The sequence below is a fragment of the Bacillus cereus group sp. BfR-BA-01453 genome (genome assembly GCF_022662915.1).
GTDB lineage: Bacteria > Bacillota > Bacilli > Bacillales > Bacillaceae_G > Bacillus_A > Bacillus_A paranthracis.
Map to the genome: position 1 here is coordinate 56,815 of NZ_JAKUEN010000011.1, position 24,450 is coordinate 81,264.

Consider the following 24,450-nt stretch of genomic DNA (forward strand, 5'->3'; position numbering starts at 1 on the left):
ATCCAAATTAGTTTAATTGGATGCTTTTTTATGTATATTTATCATTCTATTTACTTTATAACTATATATAATAAACTTAAGATTACTATTCATTATCATACTTACGCTTTCCGCAGCATTCTAGAGAAGAATGTAACGATTAAAATAAAGACGATTGCACCTAATAACGCTGGAAGAATAAAGATGCCTCCCCATTCAGGACCCCAATGACCAAATAACGCACTACCTACCCAAGATCCGATTAATCCGGCAATCACATTACCAACTATACCTAAAGGAAAGTCTTTTCCCGTAATCATTCCAGCTAACGCACCAATAAGTCCACCTACAATACACGTAATAATAAGTCCCACAATTAACCCTCCTATATTCGTTTTATATTGGATTTATCAAGCTTTGGTATGTAACCAAAGCTTGATAAACATGTATTATTCTTTATTATCCAACCCATCACTTATCTTTTGTTTCACTTTTCCGACTTTTTCTTTTATCGTTCCCTTCGTCTTGTCCCACTTCCCTTCATTTTTCAACTTTCTATCTTCTGTAACTTCACCAATTCCTTCTTTTACTTGTCCCTTTGTCTTTTCCACTTTACCAGTAATTTGTTCTTTTAGTCCGCTCTCACTCATATTTCCCATCTCCTTTTCGTAATAGATTTATAGATTTACAGGATACAAATTTAAATAGAATACATGCATCTTCTTTCTTGTAACCATTCACCGACTCTCTCTAAATCTTTAACGAATAACAAGATTTTCCCTTCATCTAGCTTTTCTTCGTAGAAGTTCGCTTCTTCCTCATTAAGCCCTAACTCCTGCATCTTATTTCTTAACTGATCTCCCGTTTTTTGAAAGACATTAATAATGCTTGTCCCAAGTCCCTCCTCTTGTATACCAATTGTATTCACGTCTGCATTGTCTGCGATTCTATCTGTCCTTTCTTTCTCGTGTGTTAATACGTAAATATCTTTTTGGTCTATTCCTTTCTTCACTAGATCATTCGCCGCATTCATGACCTCTTTCTCCGTAATAAATTCATATACAAAAGGTTTCCTATACTTCGTTTCCATCTTTAACTTCCTCCTTTAAAATGAATTATTTGTTATATTATATGTAGTACACCTATTTTCGAAATGTTAAACATAAAATATGAAAAAAGTTATGTGAATTTTGCTTTTAATAGAGAATGAACAACATCATTTACCATTTTAAAAACATCTTCTCCTTACAATAACTACCTAAATTAACAGAAAATTGATATAATTAAGCGTGAGGAGGGATACTATGAAAAAAATTATATCTATATGCGCTCTAACCGCTCTATCTTTCACTTTAATAGGCTGTACAAGCACCTTATCTACAGATAAAGCTTCACAAGCTAAGCAAGAACATACACAAACTACCTTTCAATTAAACTCCGCAAATATTACAGACATTGAAATACTTAGCACAATAAATAACAACGTTTCAAAATCTCAAACAGACAACGAAGAAATGATACAATCTATCGTTTCCACAGTTCAAAAAGGCACGCCTAAAACAATCACTTTAGATCAAAAAAAGCGAGAATCGGCACATTCTACTATTACCGTTACATATAAAGATGACACAAAAGAAGAATTTCTTGTTTGGGTTGATAATAATGAGAAAATTACGATTGCTAAAGATGAGAAGAAGGATAAGGTTGAAGGTGTAACAGTGAATATTAAAGATGTGAAAATGATGAAGGATTTCTTTTAAAATTTTAATATAATTGATGTTAAAAAAGAGTAGGATGTAAAATCCTACTCTTTTTTAATCTTGTCCAATAAATAAACTTTTATAAAAGCTATTTAAGATCTAATTTTGCTAAATCATGTTGTAAAACATTATTTCCTTCTTGTGGGTTAAATACTATTGCACTAAGACCAAAAACATTCGTAACAACATCTCTATCTTTCGAACGAATGATTCTTACTTCATAAGCAAAAACACCTGAAGGAAGAGCTGCTGAACGAAAAGTAACACGTCGATTAGGTGCCAATGTTTGTGTTGAAGGGTCTACTAATGGTAACAATACCGGAGAACCCGATGACCAATCAAACATTTCAACAGTTACTGTATGAGTATCATCTGGATCAACATTCATAGCTTCCACAGTAAGAAACAACGTAGCGGAATGTCTACGTAATACACCCGTTGACAAAGTTTCATTGTGGTGTTTATGATGTTTTTCAGGAGGATGATCATAGCCATAACTCATACCAATACCCCCTTTCATTTACAATTAAGGATAAGTATTCCTTACAATATATAATGCTAGTATTATTTTAATGAAAGGTATAAAAGCGGATTTCTATCTGTATTTTTGGATATTTTGTTTTTTATTTATTCCTTCTTAAAGAACAATATAGATTCTCCTATTTTGTCCTTGAACTCCTTCAAAGAATAAATCTATTTTGAAAAGAACCTGCTCCATTCATAAATACATAAAGTAAATGGAATCCGTTAAAACACATAATTGATCCTTTGTTTTCCCCCTCCTATTTAAAGGAGGAACTGTTCTCGGCTTTGGTGATAGTTATGGCTTCGCGGGAGGATTTGCTTTATTAGTTGTATTGTTTATTTTATTAATCATCGTTGGAGCTGCTTGCTTCTGCTAAAAAACTATTGGAAAAGACATGCGATATGCAGAGATTCAAGTGTAACTAATACTTTAATGATGTAATATTACATTCGCCCCCAAAATGAACTTCGATGCTATAAAAAAGATAAAGTGTTCATTTATACAACCTTAGCTTGATAGCAATATCATGAGTTCCCATTCCAGACAAACTAGTTAACATCTCAATAATTGCTATTGCAGAAAAGTACAACAAGCTGGACAACATAGATTTCAAACTGTAAGATTAGATGTTGGTGAAATCGGACAGCAAAGCATATATAGAAAATAGGTGTTAATTTTGAAAATCAATAAAAAATTTGAACCGATAATTTTTAATCTCTTTATGATTTTAGGTATATCTAGTATTATCTCTTTCGTCATGGTTTCAATGAATGTTGGGTATACAGCTTTATTTCTCAAATCATGGATAAAAACATGGGCAATTGCTTTCGTGCTTGCATTTTTAGCTTCTAAATTACTACCCTTTGTAGTGAAAAGGATAATGAAAATATTCATATTTGTTGAGAAGGATGCTTAAAAATAAAGTGATGTACTACTCTAGTTCATTTAAATGAACAGAAATAATCATCACAAAACTTAACCTAGTAAAATGTTTCAACTCAAAGAAAGGTACTTGAAAAGTTGTCTTTTCTTTATATGTTAAAAAAGCTCGCCTATTTCCGTAGGCGAGCTTTATCTTTATTACACAATAAGAAAGTATACTCTCTTTTTCTCGGAAATTTTATGTAATTTTACATATTCATGAACATACATGTTTTGATGGACTTTATCTATATACTCATGGTAGTAATCCATTGAAAATGTATCTTCTTGAAAGCAAAACTCTCTTTTAGAAAAAAGAAAAGACACCCTAAAGTGCCTTCCTCCGACTTGAATCATCTTAATTTTAATAATATGTATTGGACTCTTATCTAAAAAATAATCTAATGTATTACAATAAGAGAAAGATAATGATACAATAAAAGTGCAACAAGATGTTGCTTAGTTTTTAAATTTTATGGGAATAACACAAAAGCTAGGTTTGGTCGCCAAGTTTTTTCATTCCTATCGGTCATGAAATACCCCGGTTGGTCGCTGGGGTATTTCTTTTTTATTAACGTATATATAGGTCTATTATGGACAAAATAAAATATAATCTTAGTAGAAGATAGAACACTGACACCTTTGCCGCTTCTAAATCACTTTGGTCTTGTGCGAAGAAAGTATGGTCAGTACTTTCAGCTCAGTGTTCCATCTACTTTAGTTTTGAGTTGAGTGTTGCTAATCATAGCAGCACTTTTTTACATTCCAATTTGTTCTTTGATGAATTGAATTATATGTTTTACAAACTGGCTTTGCGTGAAGAAGTAATGAATATTTCTCAGTACTGTCGTCCACGATGCTAGATTACTTACAAAAGACTGGGATTTTGCCTTTTTGGTCGCCTTTTTTTACGTTTTTTCATTCCTGTCCCTCCCTTCTTAAGGGAAGGGCAAAGATGGCACATTTTATATTTTAAAGAGTTATATAGAAGAGGACAATCTATTCATTAGCAAAATAAAGAAAAGACACCATAAGGTGCCTTCCTCCGACTTGAACCATCTTAATTCTAATAATATGTATTGGACTCCCATCCAACTATTATTTTACCATGTTAAGTTATTTTTGTTTATTGAGAAATACAATAATTTACTTGTGTTGGTTGTCTGTATGAAATCTTTTTGTAGTCCATGCAGCGATTAACAAAAGAACAATAGTAGTAATAACACCTAAAAGTCCTTGCTTGAGACAATGGCTAAGAACATAAGCATTACTGTGTATGTATTAAATTCCATTATAAGCAATCTCCTAATGGAACTACATATTGGTAGAAAAAATATATACTTCTCTGCCTATCTTAATGTTACTTGATAAGTGCTTGTTTTCATCTTCTCTCTTCATACAACCGATGTGCTTTATATGAGCAAATTAAATACATAACAATTGCAGTAGGAATAAACAACCATGCAAAGCCTCTCATCAATGCAAATGGTGTTTCAAATAAGAATGCCCATAGAAATGATACACCTTGCTTATCCCATAGTCCTGGCGTAAAATATAGTTCTTTCGGATTTGCAAGTGCTCCTAAACGAATCGTGTCATTAAACATAAATAGGATTAATATCGGAATAGAGCATATAGCTAATTCTAAAAATGTTTTAGATAGACGTTTATATTTCCCTGCTCGTGACATTTGATCTGAAAAAATGTCATCTTCACTTTCCTCATTTACCTTTTTAAAATAGTACGTACCTGACCAACGATTACCAGCTATATGCTCCCAGCCACTATCTTCAAATAACGTGCAGTAATTAATAAATTCACTTTTTCTACTAAATACTCTATGGTCTATTCTAATCGTCGCATCTTCCGGCTCTGTATATCTAAATGTATAACCAAATGTATTGCTTTCTAGTTGATAGCCTTTCCAAGCCATCTCTTCTAACCATTTTTCCTCTTTCTCAAAGTCTAAAAAGAATTTCAATCTCCACATCATCGTTTCCCCCTAACTATACGTGTAATAAACTCTTTGTAACCTCAATAATGTGCTGCATTCTCATAAAGTCTAAGTGCAATACTTCTTTCCCGCGTTCCGTAATGACATACACTTTTCTTCGTTTATCTTCACTTTTTACCGATTCTATTAACCCTTGTTTTAATAAATTTTCAACCGCCCCATACAATGTACCCGCTGCGATTTTTACTTGATGATTACTCAGTTCCTCCACCTTTTGCATAATTAAATAACCATGTGCTGGCTCTAATAAAGCTAAAAGAACGTAATACGTCGTTTCCGTTAATGGTAAATTTTTATCTCTATTCATAAAGACCTCCAATGTAACGATAAATATATAGCTAAACTATATAGTTCAACTGTATAGTTTGATTTTATACAGTTAGACTGTATATGTCAAATTAAGTTATAAAAAAAACCTAGATCCCATAGGATCCAGGTTTTTTTTTACATAAATGTAATCGTTACTAAAGAATATCCTTCTTTCGCATTGTACGGCTCCGCTTTATAAGAAACACGGTTTGCCCCTTGCGGATAACCAATTTCTCCAATTACTTTTTTCACATCTTGCAATGCATCATCCATTGATTGTTTATAAAGAATTTCAATCTTTGGTAACTTTTCGTTATAACGCTGCTGCATTTTATTTTTGAATTCATTATAGTTATTTGCGATGTATTCATTTCCTAAATAGTTTAACTTTGTATCTTTTAATATTTGCTGATAGGCAGGAGTTTTCGTACCACCTGCCGCAATTTTATTTGTTAATGTACTATAATAATTTGTTGTAGCTTGCGGATATTCCCCTCGGTTCCACTCATGATTTCTTGCGATTTGCTCATCTGATAAGTTGAAATAGGAATATGTTACGCGGCCTTGTTCATCTGGAACCGGATCATCAAATGTTGTATCAAGATGATACCATTTGTTTTCGATTTTCACTAAGTTCCAAGCATGAGGCTGACCGTCTCCAGTTCCTACTACAAAATGATTCTCAATTCCCGCTTCTTTTAATAATTGATAAGTTAATAGTGCGTAACCTTGGCAAACCGCAGAACGATTTACGAGTGCTTCATATGCTGTGTAAGCTTTATAAGACGTATCATAAGAAACATGTTTTACGACATAATCATGAATCGCTTTCACTTTTTCGTGATCATCCATCCCAACTTGTGTAATAGAAGAAACAATTGCCTTCGCTTGCTTCATTACATATTCTGTTTGTTCTTTCGTTTCGCGATATGTAATTTTCAGTGTAAACGTATAATTTCCAGGTGACCCATTAAGACCATATGAAACATTCGATCTATTATAATTCGTATACTCATTTTTACTTGCCACTTCTTTATAGGCGTTAAAAAGTGTATTCATCACTTCTTTTGTATTACTGTTTGTCGTTTTATACGGCAGTGTAATATTCGTTTCATACGCATTAATACGCTTCTGTACTTCCTCTTTAAATGCTGCTAATAATGCCGCATCTCCTGTATTTTGCACCGCAACCGCAGGCTTTTTATATTGCAAAGCATTATATAAAAACTGTGCATACTGTTCACGCGTTACCGTTTTAGAAGGTTCAAATTTCCCGTCGCCTGTACCAGATGCAATCCCGTTTGACTGCACCGCACTAATCGCCCCTTCTGCCCAAAAACCATTGGGAACATCATTAAATGTATGCTTTTGCTTAGCCGAAACTTGAAAAGCATTTTTAATAATTTGCGCCATTTCTGCACGGCTAACAGAATCTTTCGGTCTAAAACCTCCGTTTCCATCCCCGTTAAAAATCCCTAATTTCGTTAACGTTAAAACCTCTTCTGGAAACAATGTGGATCCTGAGTGAATATCTCGATACGGATTGTTTAAAGTAGATCCATCTTTTAATACATAACGAGCACCGTCATTACTGAACGTACCACCTTGCTTATTCGGTAACAGCGCACGATAAATTAAAGCAGCAACTTGCTCTCTCGTCGCAACATCACCGAAACCAAACTTTCCATTTCCATAACCGGAAATAATATTTTTACTCGATAAATCTTTAATCGCCGGATACGACCAATGCGACGTAGGCACATCAGAAAAAATACCCACCTCAGCTGCTCTCACATCACTGCCATTTGTATACAGTAAAGCACCACCTATAAGTGATAATGATGTAATTGATTTTAGTAGTTTTGTGTACATAATTCCTTCTCCCAATATCGTTTCTATGTATGTTATTTTTTGTCGAAAAATCTAAAATAATATGACAAAACATATTATACTATTAAATTTTTTTGAAGGATATATTAGGTTTTGAAATATGCAAAAATTCATATTGTTATAGGGATTCATCGTGATATTATGTTGTTTTACTTGTGGATATATAAATAGTAACTCGTTATAACTCCCTCATGATAATCTCTAATTTAGTATTGAAATTCTCTAAATCTCAATGTATTATATTTTTGTATTTTCTCAGTTTCCCAAGCCGAGAAAACATCATCACTTCTAAAAGGACCCGAACTCCAGCGGGTCCTTTCTTATATTCCTTATTTTTATAAACGTATTTATCGTTTTATCCAGTACGATAATAAGAGACTCTCGCGTTTGCTTCCGTGCCATATCATCACTTATTTCATTATACAAGCTATAGCCTTTTCTAATTTCTGTAGAGCAATGTATTTCCTTACTAATCCTAAACCAATAGTATGATTTTTTAAATCGTCTATAATAGCTGTTTGTTCTTGGTTTCCACTTGGAGATGAGCAGTTAGTTTTTGCTAACTGCTCCTTTATTTATAACAATGATCAAATTATTTAAAATAATTCTTCTTTATTTCTCAATATAAGAAACCTTGGATTTTCATTAACACTCCTGTAGTATATAAACAAAGAGTAAGGTAAGAGTTACTCTTTGCCATTTTAGAAAAGGTTCTGCTGGAGACAGCAGAATCTTTTTTCATATAGAGATAGTTTTACTAAATTTTTCACTACTAACCACAAAAATATCCTATAATCTTAATATAACAAATAAACATATTAGGAGCGGATCAAATGCCAGTTACACTAGAACTTATTCTTTTCATTCTTATAGCAATTAGTGCTATTGGCTATTTAATAAAAGAATTTCAAAAAACTAGGAAAAGAACACTTGGAATTTCAATAGAATTCTTGGTTCTTTTCTGGTCAATATGGAGAATATCGACTATCGTAATCTAATTTATAAAATATGAATTCCTTCGAATAAAACTCAATATTATGTCCATAATGTTGATAGGCTGTATGCCAAAACTCATTTAGTTTTCTCTGTATCTCCTTGTATTGAGCAGTTAGCACTTGCTAGCTGCTCTTTTATTTGTAACCTTGTTAGACAAGTTTTCATATAATGTAGTCATTCCTTTCTTATAAATTAAGCTCGTCACTTGAATTATAAAAATGGGATTATATCCTATAACATTTTCAGGAATTATCCATATTTTATTTCTGAAAAAGTGCTTTATTTTGCTGAAAAGTGGTTGCGGAAACAACCGCCTTTTTATTTATGGCAAAATGAGATTTCTATTACGATCTATTACAAAGTATGTTATTACTGGTACCATCCGGTATAATAAATACAGATCAAATATTGAAAGGAAATATGACAATGAAAAGATATTTGAACTTCATTTCACTTTTCTTAACTGTACTTGTAATAATTAATCTTACAAATATACATACGAAGTATCAATTCTTTATAGGTGCATCTATAGCAATATGTTTAACTATTATTTCTACACATGAAATTATAAAATTCCTTGCTACTAGTAGCTTATTAGTTTATGGATTTGCCGCTTTTACTTATTTAAGTATTGCTTGCTAACTTTCAATTTCGTTTTGTATTAAAATAACATTTTTATTTAACTTCATCACGTTAAGTTATATAGAAAACTATATATAATTGAATATTAAAAATGTTATTTCGATTCTAATATAGAGGCACATACGACTTTTTTCATGCCAATCACGATTTATTCATTTTTTTTGATACATTTTATGGAACATTCCTACGTTACGTTAGATAAATCCTTTTTGACAGAATGAATAATGAGTTATATCTTTCTCTCAATGAATTTAGGTATTTAACATGGTAAAATAATATTCGTATGAGCTTCCAATACATATTATTAAAATTAAGATGGTTCAAGTTGCAGGAGGCACCTTTGGGTATCTTCTTTGTACATACTAAAATCCTCACCACCTTATAAAAACGGTAAGCCCTTTACACCAAACAATAATTGCAACTATATTATTTTTACATTACATTAAGGTAAAAGGATGTCCTTTTACAAATAAAGTGCTAGATAGTAGGTGGAAAAATGGAATTTAACGATTTGGGTATTATCATTAAAGAACTTAGAATGAAAAAAAATATATCACAATCCGAATTATGTCATGGAATATGTTCACAAAGTCAAATTAGCAAGATTGAAAAAGGTATGATTTATCCATCTAGTATATTGTTATATCAATTATCAGAAAGACTTGGTATTGATCCAAATAATATATTTGCACTAACTCAAAACAAAAGATTAAAATATGTAGAAAATGTAAAATACGTAATAAAAGACTGCTTAAAGCAAAAACAATATAAAGAACTTTATGAAATAGTAAAAAAAGAGAAAAACTTAAATAATTTTCAAACAAAAGAAGAGAAACAGTTTCTAATATGGCACGAAGCAATTGCTATATTTATGGTGGATAGATCAATAAAAACTGCTTTAGATCTTTTAAATAATGCATTAAAACTGACTTTAACTAATTCTGATTTTTTATCAGAAAGAGAAATAGATATTATGCAAACAATGGCTATATTTTATGCAGAAAATAAAAATTATGAAAAAGGTATTAATATATTAAAAAGATGTTTAACTAATTTTAATAAGTTAGATTTTCCTAGAGATAAAGAAATTAAATTAAAAATCATGTTAAATTTAGCAAAATGTTTAGACTCCATATATCAACATGAAGAGGCAATAAAATACCTTGATAAGGGTATAAAATTAGCAATTAATTTAAATACTTTATACCTATTAGGTGAACTATTCTATTTAAAAGGTCAATATTTATTAAAGATTAAACAACATAATGTAGAAGAGGTTGTTTATAACTGGAAAAAAGCATTATTTATATTTGAACTAACAGAAAAAGAATATTATACAAAAACGCTACCAGATGAACTGATTGAAATACAAAATAAAAAACAATCATAATTTCGTAAAAGATACTTACAAAAGTCGCAGGAAGGCACCTTTAGGTGTCTTTTTTTGTGAAGAATCAGTTTAAAAACTAAAAGAACCTCAATAAATGAGGTTCAAAGAATCTACTATTTTAAATTACCTTCGTAAAAAGCAACTCCATTTTGAACATGTTTTAAATACCACGTAATCGTCCCGCCACAAACATTTTCAGTAAAACTATTAGCATATACTCCATTTGAGTAATACAGAGTTCTTTTGAATTTACCGTTAGAATACTCATAAGGAATTGAGCATGTTGCTTGCTTCGGAGAACTCACAGCTTTTTGCGTATCAGCTGAAGCCGCTCCAATTCCTCCTGTTAATGCAATACCAGTTGCTAATAGCCCTACTACTAATTTCTTGAACATAATAAATCCCCCTTTAATAGTTTTTATAACTTACAACTTAAATGTATCACTTTTGCAATTTATGTAAATATATTGAATATTCAGAAATATTTATTTAACTTTTAGTAATATTAGGATTTTATTTTATCAAATGAAAAATAAAGGAATTTAGAGAAGTATGTAACAATACATAATAAAGTGAAACTTTAATCAGTGGGGGGGTTCTTTATCCTCCACTGATTATTAGTTGAACCAATGATATTTGATTTCCTTTTAGTTTTTGAGGATAGCCCTTTCCATCCCATCTTTCATGATGAGAAAGAATTATGTCTTCATTACCTTTTATTAAAGATATATTTTTAAAAACTTCTAATCCTAATTGTGGGTGTGTCTTAATAAGATTATATTCTTCTTCTGTAAGACAAGATGCTTTCTTTAAAACATCATCCGGAATACCTATTTTCCCTATATCATGTAATAAACAAATAAAATGAAATTGTTTTAAAAAATTATCATCATATTCATTTGTTTCTTTAGCAAGAATCGTAGCATAATTGGCTACACGTTCACTATGCCCTTTCGTATATTGATCCTTTAATTCCATTATCCTCATTATCGATAAAGCTGTTTCTTTCATTTGTTTTTCATAGGATACTTTAATTTTTTGTACTAAAAATTTTAATGAAAGAAATACAAAAAATGACGTAACAAAAATGATTAGAAACAATAATATTAATGATATTGGATAATTAATTTCAAAATAATAAATAGCAATTAAAAATCTACATACCATACAAATAGATACCGTTAGAAGATAATGAATACTTAAAAATAAAGGTGCAGAAATTACTAGGAAGCACTCTAAATATGGGATATGTAAAGACGAACCTGAATCACGTATAAACATAAGATCATATGCCAAAAGATAAATAATACTAACACCAAGAAAAATATATTTTGTAAACATTTGTTTATTCATTTTTTGTAAACACTTATTACATAAAAAAAAATGAAATGAAAATAAATAAAAATACAAGTTCAAATAAAAGCTTCTCTAGTGTAAAATCCTTTCTAAGAATAAAATGTTGATAAATATTATCAAACAAAAGAGTACTACAGGGAATAAATAGAAACATGTTTATCGGTTCTTTCGTTTCGATATTTTTAATCCCTTTCATCATTTTACACACCGCTAAACCTTTTTAATAAAAAAATAAGTTCATATACATATTATTAATAATATCCAAGAATAGATAATGGTGCAAAAAATACCCTTTCTCATAACCTATAAATAGGGTACTGCCATGATAGGAATGTATAAAGATATGGATAGGGTTATAGAAAAAGAAAAAGGCGAATTCCTTTTGAAATTTGGAATTCGCCTTTTTCTTGCTACCGATAATGAGACGTTATATTAACCTCATATGTATAGAATATACAGTAAACTAAAAATGAAAAGTTTACATTTTTTATTGTTTCTTATAAGTGAACTATTTGTATTCCTGTCTATATAATTTAAACGAATAAATAGCTCCAATAAAGAATACAAAAGCTTCAAATAATATAAAGATTTGACGGAAATTCTCGATATCTTTACCAACTAAAGAAATAAATATAGCATTCATTAGAATTTGAGTAGTAAACATACGAGAAGTAATTTTTAAATAAATAGCATTTGTTCCTTCATTTGGTTTACCAATTTTTTTGTAAATAATAATAAGTGCAATTACTGAACCCAAAAGTAGAAGTGCTGTAAGTCCTACAACAATATTGAAATTCCCTGTACTTTCTAACATCCATTTATTTAATAAATCAATCATTATTATCTTCCTTTCCTACATAAGAGAATATTTCTTTCTTCTTTTTCACTATAATAAAAAAAGAAAAAGGAAAACATCGAACTTTCTTACAAACATTCTTGTATTCTTACAATTTTGTCATTTTGCAAATGTATTCATCGCCTTTCCTTTCATTATTTTCTTTGGAAAACATAGTGAATTACGAAATAGAGCGCTACATGATCAACTTCCAAGAAGTAGTGCACGAAACCTCTTAATTCATGCAATTAGTATGTAGAATACTAATGAGTTATTGATTAAGAAGATAAAGGAATAAGAAATACGATAAAGAATTAGAATAGATAATGTAAAAAATGGAAAGAGGGGAAAAGATGAATCTAAAATTAATAGATGTAACAGAAGAAAATTTCTTTGAAATTATTAATTTAAAATCAGATAAACTTCAAGAAAAACACATTCAAATATATGAAAGATGGGTTGGTTCAAATGCTTTCTTTCTTGCAGCTTGCCAAACGTTTGGGTTTACTCCGAAAGCTATATATGATAATGATGTTTTAATAGGTTTTGCTTCGTATGGGTTTAGAAATGAAACGAAGCAATATGAGTTAATTAGTATGATGCTTGGCCATCAATATCAAGGGTTAGGGTATGGGATTCCTGTTTTAAAAGCAGTAATAGATAGTATGGTTCAGACGTACAAATGTGAAGAAATATTCTTATCGGTTATTCACGATAATGAACGCGCAAAGCGGATTTATGAAAAAGTGGGTTTTAGGCCAACAGGAGAGATTGAAGAAGGACACCATCCAGAATTAGTTTACTGTTTAAAATTAAAAAACTATGTAAATGTATAAAATTATATATACCTCTAGTTCTGTATGAATCATTTCATTTTCTGGTTTTTACTCCATATTCTTTAACATATGAAGCAAAAAAATTAATTTTGTGTAGTTTATTTTTGTTAGCATGATAGCGATGTGGTGCTCCCCCTATTAGTAGTAATTTTAATATCACTATGGATAAATTACTTTTAGAACTTTACTTCCAAGAATGAATTTTATGTGAACAATTAGTTAAAAATTCCCTTTATTAATTAACTAAGTAATATTTTGAAAGAACATATAGATATAATAGAAAGAATACTCGGTGCATCATCTCAACGCGCTGAATAGGTACATTATTGCATGTTAAAAATTTAACTTAAGGTGGAATTGTATATGACTGAAGATAAAAGACTGAAAAAGCCGGTGGTAAGTTTTATATTACTAACCAACATTATTTTCTGGCCACTTTTTCTGCTTGTAGGAATTACAAAGTTATTACATTTTCCAACTTGGATTTTTGATGTAATGCTCTGCATATCAGCTTGGTCTTCCACTTTTGCTTTTATGTTTCTATTTAAAAGAATTTATCCTGGACAAAGTTTTATTCAATTCGTAAAAGATAGATTTAAAAATAAACTTAATTACTCTATCGTTCTTACTGTCAGTATGATTCAAATAATTATATTTTTGACGATGTTGTTTCTCATTTCGACTAATAGTGAAGCAGACTCTATTTTTAATAGAACTACATGGGGCGTGTTAATTTATTATGTTGTTAAAACTATTGTATCTGGACCACTAGGAGAAGAATTAGGGTGGAGGGGTTTTGCATTAATGGAGCTCCAGAAAAAATACTCGCCATTAAAATCTTCAATCATTATTGGTTTTTGGTGGGGAATGTGGCATCTGCCTATATGGTTTACTACAGGTTTTACAGGCAGTAATTTAATCAAATATATTTTATTTTTTATGATTGCAATTATATCTACTACAATTATCATGGCAACATTTTATAATTTAAATCAAAATTTAATTGTTCCAATTATCATCCACTTTTTCTTTAATTTATTTATTGGCATAATAAATGGACCATTAATTGAATTAATTATGTATACTGCAATTTTTTATTTAATAGTTGCCATTTTACTTATAGTTATAAATCCAAAGAAAGTTTTATATCGAAGATACTATAATTTTTTATAATTCTTGCTTTCTCACTCTCCTTGCATGATAAATTTCTCCATACTAATTAACAACTAATATTAAAACTATTAATCCAATAAATCCTTAGAAAAATGGTTATCTATACACTAACTTAGTTAAATATGGATATTTTTTAAGAAGATAAAAAAGAACTAATCCCTAGAAGGGATTAGTTCAATATCTCAAAAGCTATTATATTACATAGTTTTATGAGCAAACGTTATATAATGTTGTGTGGGATACATAACCTGTCATCCCTTTATAAGTAACTTTTAACCACTGTTTAGAATTACTATAATGCCCTTGAACATACTCACCTGTTACCCATGTGCCAGTAATTTTCTGACCACTAGTAAATGTATGTAAGACAGGTGATCCCACAGTGTAACCACTGCGCATCTTTGCACCATATGTACCTACCGTACCTCCCTTGGCACAAGCTGCTACTACTGTTTCATTTTCAGTAGTATTCGTAGCCGCAAAAGCAGAGCCGTTAAATGTAAATAAAGTAAACATAAAAGCTGTTAATAAAGTACAAATAGATAAGCGACGTAACAAAATAAATTCCCCCTTTTTTTATAATTTCTTTCTTCACAAACTATTTTCTTAAATATTCTAATTATTTTCAATATATTAATGTTGAGAAATATTAGTTGTATTTTTGAAATAAAATTTTATCAAAAATAGTAACAAACTCATATTTTACAGAGAGCCCGAAAATAGTCTTCTACCAACTATATAAAAGCCCCTTCACCTTAAGGCAAAGGGACTTTCTCATTCCTATCTCAAACTCCCCACAATCTCCGTAAAGATAACTCCAAGCGCATGCGCACCTGCATCAGGATAGCCTAAGCTTCTTTCACCAACTGTACCGGCGCGGCCCATGCGAGCTACGATTTCTTTCGTATACTCTGCTCCTTTCACCGCTGCTTCGGCTCCTTTTTCAAAGGCAGTTTTCATGTCTTCTTCGTTTGAAGCGCTAACTAACCATGAGTCTACACATGGAGCAAGTGCGTCAACAAGTGTTTTATCACCAACTACTGCTCCTCTTCCGAATGATCTTTCACCGATCGATTGTATGCCTTGCAGTGCTGCTTGCAACATTTCAGCAAATTCTTTCACTGTTAGCTCACGTTTTTCGCCTGCTGCTTTACTAGCTGCGCGGAATGCACCGCCCCAAATTGGACCAGATGCTCCGCCGCAATGTTCCATAATAATCATGGAGCAACCGTCAAGGAATGATCCGATCGTTACGTTTTCTTGTTCTACAATCGAATGCCATTCACGTTTTAATTGCTTAAATCCTTTTGCCACACTCATTCCAAAGTCGCCGTCACCTGCATGTGTATCTAACTCACAGAACGGTACTTCATTTTTAATAATAATATCGCTCATTTTATCAACGAGATAAATCATGTTGTTTAATGTGATGATATTATCTTTTATAACAGCGTGCTCTTCCGCTGTTTCTAGTTCAAAGGAAACTTCCTTCTCTTCTGCCTCTTCAAGTACATTTACATACTCAACACTTTCAACTGGTCCATCTACTTTAAACGCTGGTGTGTTACATTCTTTCGCTAGTAATGTTTTTAGCTCATCATCTAATTTCATTACTGTTAAAGACATACCAGCCATATCAATACTCGTCATATAGTTGCCGACAAATACTCTATTAATTTTAATATTTCTAGCAGCTAATTCTCGCGTCACTGCGTTGTTAAATAAGTAAAGTTCTTGCAGTGGTGTTCCGCCAAAACCGTTAACTAGAAGTGCGATTTCCTCGCCATCTTTTACTCCTAAATCTTTCATTAAATCATTTGTCATACGATTAGCTAGTTCATCCGCTGACAGCATTTTTTCACGTTTAATTCCTGGTTCACCGTGAATACCTACGCCGTATTCCATTTCATCTTCCGCAAGTGTGAAAGTAGGTGATCCGCTCGCTGGAACTGTACAAGAAGTTAACGCTAAACCAATTGTACGCACGTTAGCAGCTGCTTTTTCCGCTACAGCTTTCACCGCTCCTAAATCCATACCTGCTTCCGCTGCTGCGCCGGCAATTTTATGAACGAGAATAACACCCGCAACGCCGCGGCGTCCTACTGTGTACAGGCTATCTTCTACCGCAATATCATCGTCCACTTTTACGTAGTCGACTTCAATTCCATCTTCTGTCGCTAAATGCGCACCGTTTTTGAAATTCATAATATCGCCGCTATAATTTTTAATAATTAATAACGTACCTTTTTTACTAGCTGTTTCTTTAATTGCTTGATATACCTGAATTTGTGAAGGTGAAGCAAACACATCTCCGCACACTGCCGCATCTAACATTCCTTTTCCGACTAGTCCTGCATGCGCTGGCTCGTGACCACTACCGCCGCCACTAATTAACGTTACTTTATTTTCGTTCATTTCTTTCTTCTTAATGACTTTATATTTTTTCAAAAGCTCAAGCTCTGGATGAGCCATAACCATTCCGTTGCACATTTCCATTACTAATGTTTCTGGTTTGTTTATAATCTTTTTCATTGTGATTCTCCCTCAATTCCTTTAATATATTGTGATATATTTGAAATCTTCTTCTTACTATCCATGTTAAAATGAAAGCGTTTTATAGTAAACGGACAAAATGGACAATCTGTCTAAAGACAACGCTCTCATTTGTAGGTAGGATTTTCATATTACTAACATTCTAGGGATGATTGAGATGACCTCTTCTATAATTTCTAAAAAGATAATCGCGAACTCATTGAAGTATTTAATGGAAACAGAGTCGTTTCATAAAATATCAGTAAGCGATATTATGTTACACTGTCAAATGCGTAGGCAAACTTTTTATTACCATTTTAAAGATAAATTTGAACTATTAAGCTGGATTTATAGAGAAGAAACGAAAGAAAACATTATTGACTTTCTCGACTATGAAACATGGGAAAACATTTTTGATTTATTATTTGATTACTTTTATGAAAATCAAAAATTTTACCGAAATGCTTTTAAAGTCATTGAACAAAACTCGTTTAATCACTATTTATTTGAGCATACAAAAAACTTATATATGAAGATTATTGATGAACTATCTGTGAGCTGTGGATTCAGCCTTTCTGATGAGACGAAAAATACGATTGCCTCCTTTTATAGTCACGGCTTCGTTGGAACGATAAAAGATTGGATTGAAAGTAAGTGCGAAGTAGATCCGTCCATTATGTCTTCTCTTATGAAAAATATGATAAACAATCAATTACTACTATTACTGGAGCAATCAGCAAAGTAATTAAAGGGTGGCAAAAGCAATGAAAAAGATTATGAATGATGTACAAAATATCGTTCAAGATATGCTGCATGGCTTTTATTTTGAACATAACGACAAAGTAAATTACGACGAAACAAATAACATCATTTATGTAAAAGATATCGAAAAAATGACGCAAGACGTCGCTATTATAAGCGGTGGTGGTAGCGGACATGAACCTGCTGATATTGGTTATGTAGGAAAAGGAATGCTTACGGCTGCAGTAAACGGCAGTATTTTCACTCCGCCTACAGTGGAACAAATTGTGGCGGCAATTCACCTCATACCGAAGGAGAAAAGCATTTTATTCATCATTAAAAACTTTAAAGATGATGTTCAGAAATTTTTAGCGGCAAAGCAAATCGCTAAAGAAGAAGGAAGAAAAATTGAACACATCATCGTAAATGACGATGTTTCAATTGAAGATGATGCTTCTTTTAATAAAAGAAGACGCGGCGTTGCTGGTACTGTTTTCGTTCAAAAAATACTTGGTGCGGCTGCTCTTGAAGGTCATTCTTTAGAAGAACTAACAACACTCGGCCATTCTATCACCGAAAACTTACACACATTAGGAGTCGCCCTTTCACCTGCGAATGATCCAGTGAAAGGAAAAGCTTCATTCACATTAAACGAAGATGAAGTATTTTATGGGGTCGGTATCCACGGCGAAAAAGGTTACCGTAAAGAAGCACTATCCTCTTCTGAAATATTAGCAATCGAACTAATGAACAAATTAAAAAGCATTTACCGCTGGAGAAAAGGTGACAACTTCGCCATTCTCATTAACGGACTCGGAGCGACGCCATTAATGGAGCAATACATTTTCGCAAATGACATTCGCCGTTTATGTGAACTGGAAGGGTTACAGATTACATTCGTAAAAGTTGGTACGCTACTAACTTCTTTAGATATGAAGGGTGTTTCTTTAAGTTTACTTAAGGTAGAGGACTTGAACTGGGTGAAGTGGTTGAAAGAAAATACGGAAACTGCTAGTTGGTAATATAGATAAAAATAGGATGGCTTCAATTGGCCAGCCTATTTTTGTACGTAATTCAGCTATGAGAAAAATTCAATTACTGAAGAATTCTGCACTCAATATTACAGCAAATTTACATCAAAAATGTAAATCCTCATTTCCTTCGTATTTTCCTTTATTAAGCCTTTTTCTTATGAATAATTCTGCAACAATTAAATTAGGTACCCATGCTAACCAAGCAATAATAGCGTAACTAAGTTCAAAATGTTCTATCCCAAATAGAACGATAAACAAAGGTAGCCAAATTCTTAATGTAACTGCCGCAAAGGTTAAAGCATAATTTCTAATCATCCAATTCCGATGCTCTTTCATTTTTTTATTCTTAACTCTATGTAATGCTTCATATGCTGATGTTAGCCAAAGTACGGATAACAAACCGAAACCTAGCTTCGCTACCAATCCTCCCGTAGCATAAAAGGATAGATATAGTCCAGAAACGCCGCCTAATAATATACCAACCATATAGATTCTCCCAGCTATTCGATGACGGTTGATATTCCTTTCTCTAAATTTAGTGGATAATGTAAACGGACCAATTACTAATGCTACTATACTAGTTGTAATATGTATAAATAGCATCATATACCAGAACGCACTTAATTTAGATCCAAACATAAGCTTCGCTTTTACAAGCCCTGTTTGAAATCCATCCATAATAAAATATTGGACAACAATATAACTAGATACTAAAAGAGCAAAACAAGTAAATACATACCAAATTTTCCTGTTCAAATTTTACTGCCTCCTTATTACATGAAGGAATTAGATTATACATTACTGTTCATTCTAGGGAAAAATAGAAAAGCCTTCTTTACTGATTTATTCAACACATTGTTTTTATAAACCGAATGACTTACATGTAGCGACGAATAAAATATATGATACAAGGCCCTTCTTCATACATAAAACCCCTCAAGTATGTCGTTCTATACTTGAGGGGTTTTTCATTTATTCTCTCTCGTCTCTCATTTTCTTAAATCAATAATTAGCTCATCTGTAATCTGCTCAAGATAGAAAAATCTTTTTATATAATGGATATCAGACCATTTTTCTTCTCCACCAATAATAAATAATTCTTGCGCATCATACATAAATGAAAAGCTTGGATAGAAACTGTCAGTCTTTATTTCAATCTCACCAGTACGATTACTGATAATCTTACAGTCTGTTGAATAGCTTAATAACGTATAGAGAGAATCTTGTGCTGATTGAAAGAAATACTTCATAAGTGTAGTTATATCATCACCATTGGTAATGCACACTTTAAAAAAGCTCGTATCCTTTTTCTTATTAGTAAAAACTAGCTCAAAATGAAGTTTATTCTCTTCTAAAAACCCTTCAATAAAGTCTCTACATAAATAAGTTTCAAATAGCATATACATAGGAAATTTGTTATGTGTACTCATAAATCCTTTAACGATTTCTTCGAATCCTGTATGCTGATTCCAATTCGTCCCCACTCCTATCATACTAGGGTGATTTAAATAAATAGGATACGGCGATAATCCTTCATCTTTTAACATATACACTCGTTTTTCATCTGTATGAAGAGCTGGTTTTGATTCTTTTAGTAAGTATTGAGATAATTGAACATGTAACACCTTTACACCTACCTATCATGTAATACATAAACTATATCTATTAAGTTAGAAAAAGAGAATGCATCATTCACATTTTACTGTGTTTGGGTGTGGAGAACGAGAATCATTTTATAAACGAGATCACACATCTCATTGGAGAATTACAGGTCTTCCAAATAAAATTGGATAATAAATTAACATCGCACCTACAAATGAACAAACTAAACAAAAAACAGCTTCATATTTTATAACTAGAGAAGAGCTGGTATCAAGCTTTTCCCCCTCTCTTTTACATATCATTTTAAAAGCTCTATATAATAAATACCCAATAATCGCCCCTAGGGTGTTTGTAAATAAATCATCAATATCTGTAATTCTATTATTTAGTAATTGATTTAACTCAATTGCCAATGAAAAAAAGAATCCTGCACATACGGTGTTTTTCATTTTTCTAAACTGCGGCCAAATAGTCGGCAATAAAAAACCGAATGGCATAAACAGTACAATATTTAAAAGATACGTAGTACTACCTGCCGTATCAAATAGAGTCAAATTGATTTGATTTACACGAATCCACGTTTCATATCTACTTATATCCCATATAGTCGCGATCTGCGTCACCTTATACACTAACGAAAGGTAGAATAGAAAAACATATACCCATAAAAAATGCCGAATAGATATATTGTTTTTCGCTTTAAAATAAAATCCAATTTGAAATACAATACAAAACATAATTGTAAAAAAATAAGTATACAAATAACTCATTAAAACTCCTGTATGCATGTGGAATCCCCTAACTTTACATTTTCATCTATTATTTAGAACATAGTTTAAGAATCGGTACTTTGTTCATATATTTAATCTTCTACTTTGTCTTCGAATATAAGGAATATATGAAAAATAAAAAATCCCCACTTCTTCATTTTCAGTCTCCTCCTTGATGTAACTTGTTTATAGGATAGGAAAAACTTTTAAAATAAAAAGTGGGGTAAATATAAAATTTTTCTTAAATTTTCACCTTGTACCTAGGTAAAAGAGCCTAGCAATCACATAATACAATTCCACACAAAATAAAATTCTGATAATATAAAATAGATAATCATTTATATATGGATTTTTTCATATACAAATGATTATCTATTTTAAAGGGGATAAAGAAAATTGGAGCTGATTTTTATTCATGAATAGAAAAAATTCTTCTCATAACAAAGGTGATTCCTCAAATAAAATTGCTGCTTTTATTGCAACGCTAGGAGCTCTATTAGTAAGTGTAGAAGTTTTATCTAATTTTTTTATAATTTTTTGGTTAATGATAATAGCAATAACAAATTTAATAGTCATATTTTATCTTCAAATTAGTGTTTTTAGTTTAGTAACAACAATCCTTTTTGTAATCTTTTACTTTATATACAAAAAGTTATTTGCACATTCTAAATTTGTAGAAATCTTTTCAAAATATAATATGATTATTACAATAATTTCTTTATTAATTTTAAATATGTTATACATATCAAAAAAAATGTTTAACGGTGCTTTAATTACTCCTGTGGTAATAATTATTACATGGTTAATTTACAAATTTATGTTTAAAAAAATAAAAAATAAGAAGAGCTAGTTTTATAGAGCAGACTCAAAATGGAGTACTTGCTTTCACTGTTTTGTTTTCGGGGAATTGTATTGATTTTATTGTAAGTGTTAATAATCCGCCTCAAATATATCTTTCCATGCTTGAGGCGGATATTAATTTCTAATTAAAGTGTACTAATCTATTCCTTCTCATCCCTCATACTATAATACCCCAAATTAATAATAACCAAGAAATACCCACCCATAATTCCAGCAGCAAATGTCCACATGTACTCACGGTGTTCAATTTCATACATAATAATCGCACCGAGTATGGCAGCTGCGAACCGATTTATCATTCCAAGCATCGGTGCTTTTTCTTTTTTTACGATGCTATTTCCGAACTTTTCGATACGTCTTCCTAAAATCCAGGCGCAGTACATACTAACTAAAAGGCCGATGCTTATCCCTACAAACTGGGCTCGAAAAGGTGTCATCAACCATCCCAGTAACATCACGCCTAGCAAACAATATATTTGCATGTTGAATGATCTTAATGCCATACGAATCATGTTATGCTCCTTATCTTTCCTATTAATCCCATCTTTCGGACTTCAAGCTTTCCGATATCTCTTTTTTAAAATGGGGGAATTTGATTTTGCTCACCATTAAATAAGCAAGTACGCATGTGCCAAATGCCACGGAAACTGGGTTATTTAAGAGGCATAAAATGAGGAGACACATTGCCGCAAATGGAATGGGCATTCCGATGAATGTTGGGAGTTTGCTTTGCTGCGTGTTAAATCTCGCAAGTCGAAGCATTCCGCAAATACTGTAAGCGAGCGCACATATCATCCCAATAGATTGCAAATCTTTTAAAGCGACACTATAGGCAAGAATAGATGGCGCTACGCCAAAAGTAACTAAATCTGCAAATGAGTCTAACTCTCCGCCAATTTCCGAAACAGCATCCATTTTCCGAGCAACCATGCCATCAAACCAATCAAATACCATACCTGTAATAATGAACATGACTGCACCATACATATCGTGAACGAAAACAGCGTGAATAGCCAAAAGTCCACACACAAAGTTTGCTATCGTCATCATATTTGGTATGTAACTCATCACACGCTTCGCCTCCTTTCTACTAATTGCTTCATCTTCATTCTCACTCATTAGACTCAAGATCCTTCTGTTTTTCTTCCAATATCACTTTATTTATGTTCTTTAGCGTATCCGTCATTTGTTCTAAAGCACCGATATCGATTTTTGAAAAATACTTCTCAATTAATACATCATCTAACTCAGACAACTGCTCCATATACTTACTACCGTTTGGACCAAGTGTAAGGAAATACTCCCTTTTATTATTCGGATTAACTTGCTTTGAAATCATCTTCTGCTTTTCCAATTTCGATAAAACTTGACTCACAGCACTTTTCGATATATTAAAAGTAGTCGCAATGTGATTTGCTGTCGTGTTTTCATTTAAATGAATATGAAATAACATGCTCTCTTGCTGTCCTGTAAGACCGTACTCATCTTTCAACTCCTGAAATAGTAAAATGTAGAATTCATTATAGGCTCGGTTCATTTCATTAATTATTTCTTTATAAGTTCTCGTCATAGCACTCTTCCTCCATGCTGTTATTTTGTTTCGTTTAATAGTTAAGTTAACTTAACTTAACTATATTATACCGTTATGTTTGTGTAAAGGGAAATCGATCTCTATCCATTCCTATAACACGGAATAAAGTATGCCATTTGCCTTTTCCACTGTTTTTCATTGATTAAATTCCGATCTCTCTGGCATGATACATCTATCATTTTGAATAAATAAACATAATCATTACAAAAATTCCATATAGACCCATTACTGGTTAAAATGTTATAATAAAATTACCCTACATAGTTACTCATATTCCGATTGAGGAACTAGCGTCTTATTAAGCAATGCGCATAACTCAAATAAAAAAGACACTTTTTACAGTGTCTTTTTTATTTATATTCTAAGGATTTATCTCTTTTAGACACAAAATCTATTACATGATAAAGGAGACTATCAAATGGAACATCCTGTTGCAAGAGAATTACGTAACATACGTATATGCCTTATCATCTTAATTATCGTCATCGCATTTTGGGACCGTGAGAAACCTGTAGAAATCACTGACCATAGTAGCGATCCTATGTTAAACACTAGTAATATGACCCAAATTGGCGATCATACATTTGCCTATAAAGACGAATCTAATCAAATTAAAATATTTAAGTTTGATCCGGATACAAACGAAATAAAGCTAATAAAAGAGTTTTATGCTAGCGAATATTGATTATATA

The 24,450-nt window shown here is 31.8% G+C and carries 27 protein-coding genes and 2 pseudogenes; 11 read left to right on the forward strand and 18 right to left on the reverse strand.

Annotated elements, in window-relative coordinates:
- Window positions 1-101 precede the first annotated feature (101 nt).
- The 3 genes from MR070_RS19665 to MR070_RS19675 all read right to left on the reverse strand — a co-directional run bounded on the left by MR070_RS19665 (window position 102) and on the right by MR070_RS19675 (window position 1,069).
- Window positions 102-353 carry a GlsB/YeaQ/YmgE family stress response membrane protein gene (locus MR070_RS19665; protein ID WP_000522902.1) on the reverse strand — a complete coding sequence of 84 codons (252 nt, stop codon included), beginning with the start codon at window positions 351-353 and terminating at the stop codon, window positions 102-104.
- Between the two features lie 75 nt (window positions 354-428).
- Complete coding sequence (locus MR070_RS19670) at window positions 429-629, reverse strand: CsbD family protein (RefSeq protein WP_000004269.1); 201 nt, start codon at window positions 627-629, stop codon at window positions 429-431.
- A gap of 50 nt (window positions 630-679) precedes the next feature.
- Entirely contained in the window at window positions 680-1,069 is a 390-nt protein-coding gene (locus tag MR070_RS19675) for a YflT domain-containing protein (RefSeq protein WP_000448798.1), read from the reverse strand.
- A 214-nt stretch (window positions 1,070-1,283) separates the two neighbouring features.
- Here MR070_RS19675 and MR070_RS19680 point away from each other — a divergent pair, with 214 nt between their 5' ends.
- Window positions 1,284-1,739 carry a hypothetical protein gene (locus MR070_RS19680; protein ID WP_242261853.1) on the forward strand — a complete coding sequence of 152 codons (456 nt, stop codon included), beginning with the start codon at window positions 1,284-1,286 and terminating at the stop codon, window positions 1,737-1,739.
- A gap of 88 nt (window positions 1,740-1,827) precedes the next feature.
- Here the strand turns inward: MR070_RS19680 and MR070_RS19685 are convergent, their stop codons facing one another.
- Entirely contained in the window at window positions 1,828-2,241 is a 414-nt protein-coding gene (locus MR070_RS19685) for a hypothetical protein (protein ID WP_000120198.1), read from the reverse strand.
- A gap of 316 nt (window positions 2,242-2,557) precedes the next feature.
- Between MR070_RS19685 and MR070_RS19690 the strand changes: the two are divergent.
- Together MR070_RS19690 and MR070_RS19695 are read left to right on the forward strand one after the other, a co-directional pair.
- A pseudogene (locus MR070_RS19690) lies at window positions 2,558-2,641 on the forward strand (YjcZ family sporulation protein); the annotation flags it as partial.
- A gap of 300 nt (window positions 2,642-2,941) precedes the next feature.
- Window positions 2,942-3,181, forward strand: a complete 240-nt coding sequence (locus MR070_RS19695; RefSeq protein WP_000700215.1) for a DUF2798 domain-containing protein — start codon at window positions 2,942-2,944, stop codon at window positions 3,179-3,181.
- Window positions 3,182-4,567: 1,386 nt separating this feature from the next.
- Here MR070_RS19695 and MR070_RS19700 read toward each other — a convergent pair.
- From MR070_RS19700 to MR070_RS19710, 3 genes are all read right to left on the reverse strand, one after another.
- Complete coding sequence (locus MR070_RS19700; RefSeq protein WP_242261854.1) at window positions 4,568-5,179, reverse strand: DUF2812 domain-containing protein; 612 nt, start codon at window positions 5,177-5,179, stop codon at window positions 4,568-4,570.
- Between the two features lie 13 nt (window positions 5,180-5,192).
- Entirely contained in the window at window positions 5,193-5,507 is a 315-nt protein-coding gene (locus MR070_RS19705; protein ID WP_001078066.1) for a PadR family transcriptional regulator, read from the reverse strand.
- 137 nt (window positions 5,508-5,644) lie between these two features.
- On the reverse strand, window positions 5,645-7,381 hold the full coding sequence (locus MR070_RS19710) for an S-layer homology domain-containing protein (RefSeq protein WP_044792625.1): 1,737 nt from the start codon (window positions 7,379-7,381) through the stop codon (window positions 5,645-5,647).
- Window positions 7,382-8,821: 1,440 nt separating this feature from the next.
- On the opposite strand from MR070_RS19710, the gene MR070_RS27150 reads away from it, so the two are divergent.
- Together MR070_RS27150 and MR070_RS19720 are read left to right on the forward strand one after the other, a co-directional pair.
- Window positions 8,822-9,037, forward strand: a complete 216-nt coding sequence (locus tag MR070_RS27150; protein ID WP_041184078.1) for a hypothetical protein — start codon at window positions 8,822-8,824, stop codon at window positions 9,035-9,037.
- 496 nt (window positions 9,038-9,533) lie between these two features.
- The gene (locus tag MR070_RS19720; protein ID WP_070805392.1) at window positions 9,534-10,427 is read left to right on the forward strand and encodes a helix-turn-helix domain-containing protein; all 894 of its coding nucleotides are present in this window, start codon (window positions 9,534-9,536) and stop codon (window positions 10,425-10,427) included.
- 113 nt (window positions 10,428-10,540) lie between these two features.
- On the opposite strand, the gene MR070_RS19725 is transcribed toward MR070_RS19720, so the two are convergent.
- The 3 genes and pseudogenes from MR070_RS19725 to MR070_RS19735 form a co-directional block, all read right to left on the reverse strand.
- Window positions 10,541-10,822, reverse strand: coding sequence for an LCI fold-containing protein (locus MR070_RS19725; RefSeq protein ID WP_088121474.1), 282 nt, complete (start codon window positions 10,820-10,822; stop codon window positions 10,541-10,543).
- A 214-nt stretch (window positions 10,823-11,036) separates the two neighbouring features.
- Window positions 11,037-11,982, reverse strand: a pseudogene (locus MR070_RS19730) (HD-GYP domain-containing protein); the annotation flags it as partial.
- Window positions 11,983-12,291: 309 nt separating this feature from the next.
- Entirely contained in the window at window positions 12,292-12,621 is a 330-nt protein-coding gene (locus MR070_RS19735; RefSeq protein ID WP_070805390.1) for a 6-aminohexanoate hydrolase, read from the reverse strand.
- A gap of 350 nt (window positions 12,622-12,971) precedes the next feature.
- On the opposite strand from MR070_RS19735, the gene MR070_RS19740 reads away from it, so the two are divergent.
- On the forward strand, window positions 12,972-13,454 hold the full coding sequence (locus MR070_RS19740; protein ID WP_001049724.1) for a GNAT family N-acetyltransferase: 483 nt from the start codon (window positions 12,972-12,974) through the stop codon (window positions 13,452-13,454).
- Window positions 13,455-13,817: 363 nt separating this feature from the next.
- On the forward strand, window positions 13,818-14,627 hold the full coding sequence (locus tag MR070_RS19745) for a CPBP family intramembrane glutamic endopeptidase (RefSeq protein ID WP_242261855.1): 810 nt from the start codon (window positions 13,818-13,820) through the stop codon (window positions 14,625-14,627).
- A gap of 207 nt (window positions 14,628-14,834) precedes the next feature.
- Here the strand turns inward: MR070_RS19745 and MR070_RS19750 are convergent, their stop codons facing one another.
- Window positions 14,835-15,185: an SH3 domain-containing protein gene (locus tag MR070_RS19750; RefSeq protein ID WP_000946187.1), complete on the reverse strand. Its 351-nt coding sequence runs from the start codon at window positions 15,183-15,185 to the stop codon at window positions 14,835-14,837.
- Window positions 15,186-15,407: 222 nt separating this feature from the next.
- The gene (gene dhaK, locus MR070_RS19755) at window positions 15,408-17,159 is read right to left on the reverse strand and encodes a dihydroxyacetone kinase subunit DhaK (protein ID WP_242261856.1); all 1,752 of its coding nucleotides are present in this window, start codon (window positions 17,157-17,159) and stop codon (window positions 15,408-15,410) included.
- Between the two features lie 178 nt (window positions 17,160-17,337).
- Here dhaK and dhaS point away from each other — a divergent pair, with 178 nt between their 5' ends.
- Together dhaS and dhaQ are read left to right on the forward strand one after the other, a co-directional pair.
- Window positions 17,338-17,904, forward strand: a complete 567-nt coding sequence (gene dhaS, locus MR070_RS19760) for a dihydroxyacetone kinase transcriptional activator DhaS (RefSeq protein ID WP_000204220.1) — start codon at window positions 17,338-17,340, stop codon at window positions 17,902-17,904.
- Between the two features lie 19 nt (window positions 17,905-17,923).
- Complete coding sequence (dhaQ, locus tag MR070_RS19765) at window positions 17,924-18,922, forward strand: DhaKLM operon coactivator DhaQ (protein ID WP_242261857.1); 999 nt, start codon at window positions 17,924-17,926, stop codon at window positions 18,920-18,922.
- A gap of 114 nt (window positions 18,923-19,036) precedes the next feature.
- Here the strand turns inward: dhaQ and MR070_RS19770 are convergent, their stop codons facing one another.
- The 3 genes from MR070_RS19770 to MR070_RS19780 form a co-directional block, all read right to left on the reverse strand.
- Window positions 19,037-19,690, reverse strand: coding sequence for a DUF2306 domain-containing protein (locus MR070_RS19770; RefSeq protein ID WP_242261858.1), 654 nt, complete (start codon window positions 19,688-19,690; stop codon window positions 19,037-19,039).
- Window positions 19,691-19,923: 233 nt separating this feature from the next.
- Window positions 19,924-20,559 carry a hypothetical protein gene (locus tag MR070_RS19775; protein WP_242261859.1) on the reverse strand — a complete coding sequence of 212 codons (636 nt, stop codon included), beginning with the start codon at window positions 20,557-20,559 and terminating at the stop codon, window positions 19,924-19,926.
- A 129-nt stretch (window positions 20,560-20,688) separates the two neighbouring features.
- A complete protein-coding gene (locus MR070_RS19780) occupies window positions 20,689-21,324 on the reverse strand; it encodes a VanZ family protein (RefSeq protein WP_139895667.1) in 636 nt (211 codons plus the stop codon).
- A 397-nt stretch (window positions 21,325-21,721) separates the two neighbouring features.
- On the opposite strand from MR070_RS19780, the gene MR070_RS19785 reads away from it, so the two are divergent.
- On the forward strand, window positions 21,722-22,156 hold the full coding sequence (locus MR070_RS19785) for a hypothetical protein (protein WP_001080454.1): 435 nt from the start codon (window positions 21,722-21,724) through the stop codon (window positions 22,154-22,156).
- Window positions 22,157-22,307: 151 nt separating this feature from the next.
- Here the strand turns inward: MR070_RS19785 and MR070_RS19790 are convergent, their stop codons facing one another.
- The 3 genes from MR070_RS19790 to MR070_RS19800 are packed head-to-tail and all read right to left on the reverse strand — an operon-like array spanning window position 22,308 to window position 23,737.
- Window positions 22,308-22,679: an ATP synthase subunit I gene (locus MR070_RS19790; RefSeq protein WP_242261860.1), complete on the reverse strand. Its 372-nt coding sequence runs from the start codon at window positions 22,677-22,679 to the stop codon at window positions 22,308-22,310.
- Between the two features lie 22 nt (window positions 22,680-22,701).
- Entirely contained in the window at window positions 22,702-23,286 is a 585-nt protein-coding gene (pssA, locus tag MR070_RS19795) for a CDP-diacylglycerol--serine O-phosphatidyltransferase (RefSeq protein ID WP_242261861.1), read from the reverse strand.
- Entirely contained in the window at window positions 23,279-23,737 is a 459-nt protein-coding gene (locus MR070_RS19800; protein WP_139895670.1) for a MarR family winged helix-turn-helix transcriptional regulator, read from the reverse strand. Before MR070_RS19800 ends, pssA begins: the two co-directional genes overlap by 8 nt.
- 439 nt (window positions 23,738-24,176) lie before the next feature.
- On the opposite strand from MR070_RS19800, the gene MR070_RS19805 reads away from it, so the two are divergent.
- Window positions 24,177-24,443 (forward strand): YmzC family protein, encoded by a 267-nt coding sequence (locus MR070_RS19805; RefSeq protein ID WP_000400975.1) that lies wholly within the window; start codon window positions 24,177-24,179, stop codon window positions 24,441-24,443.
- The last annotated feature ends 7 nt before the right edge of the window (window positions 24,444-24,450 follow it).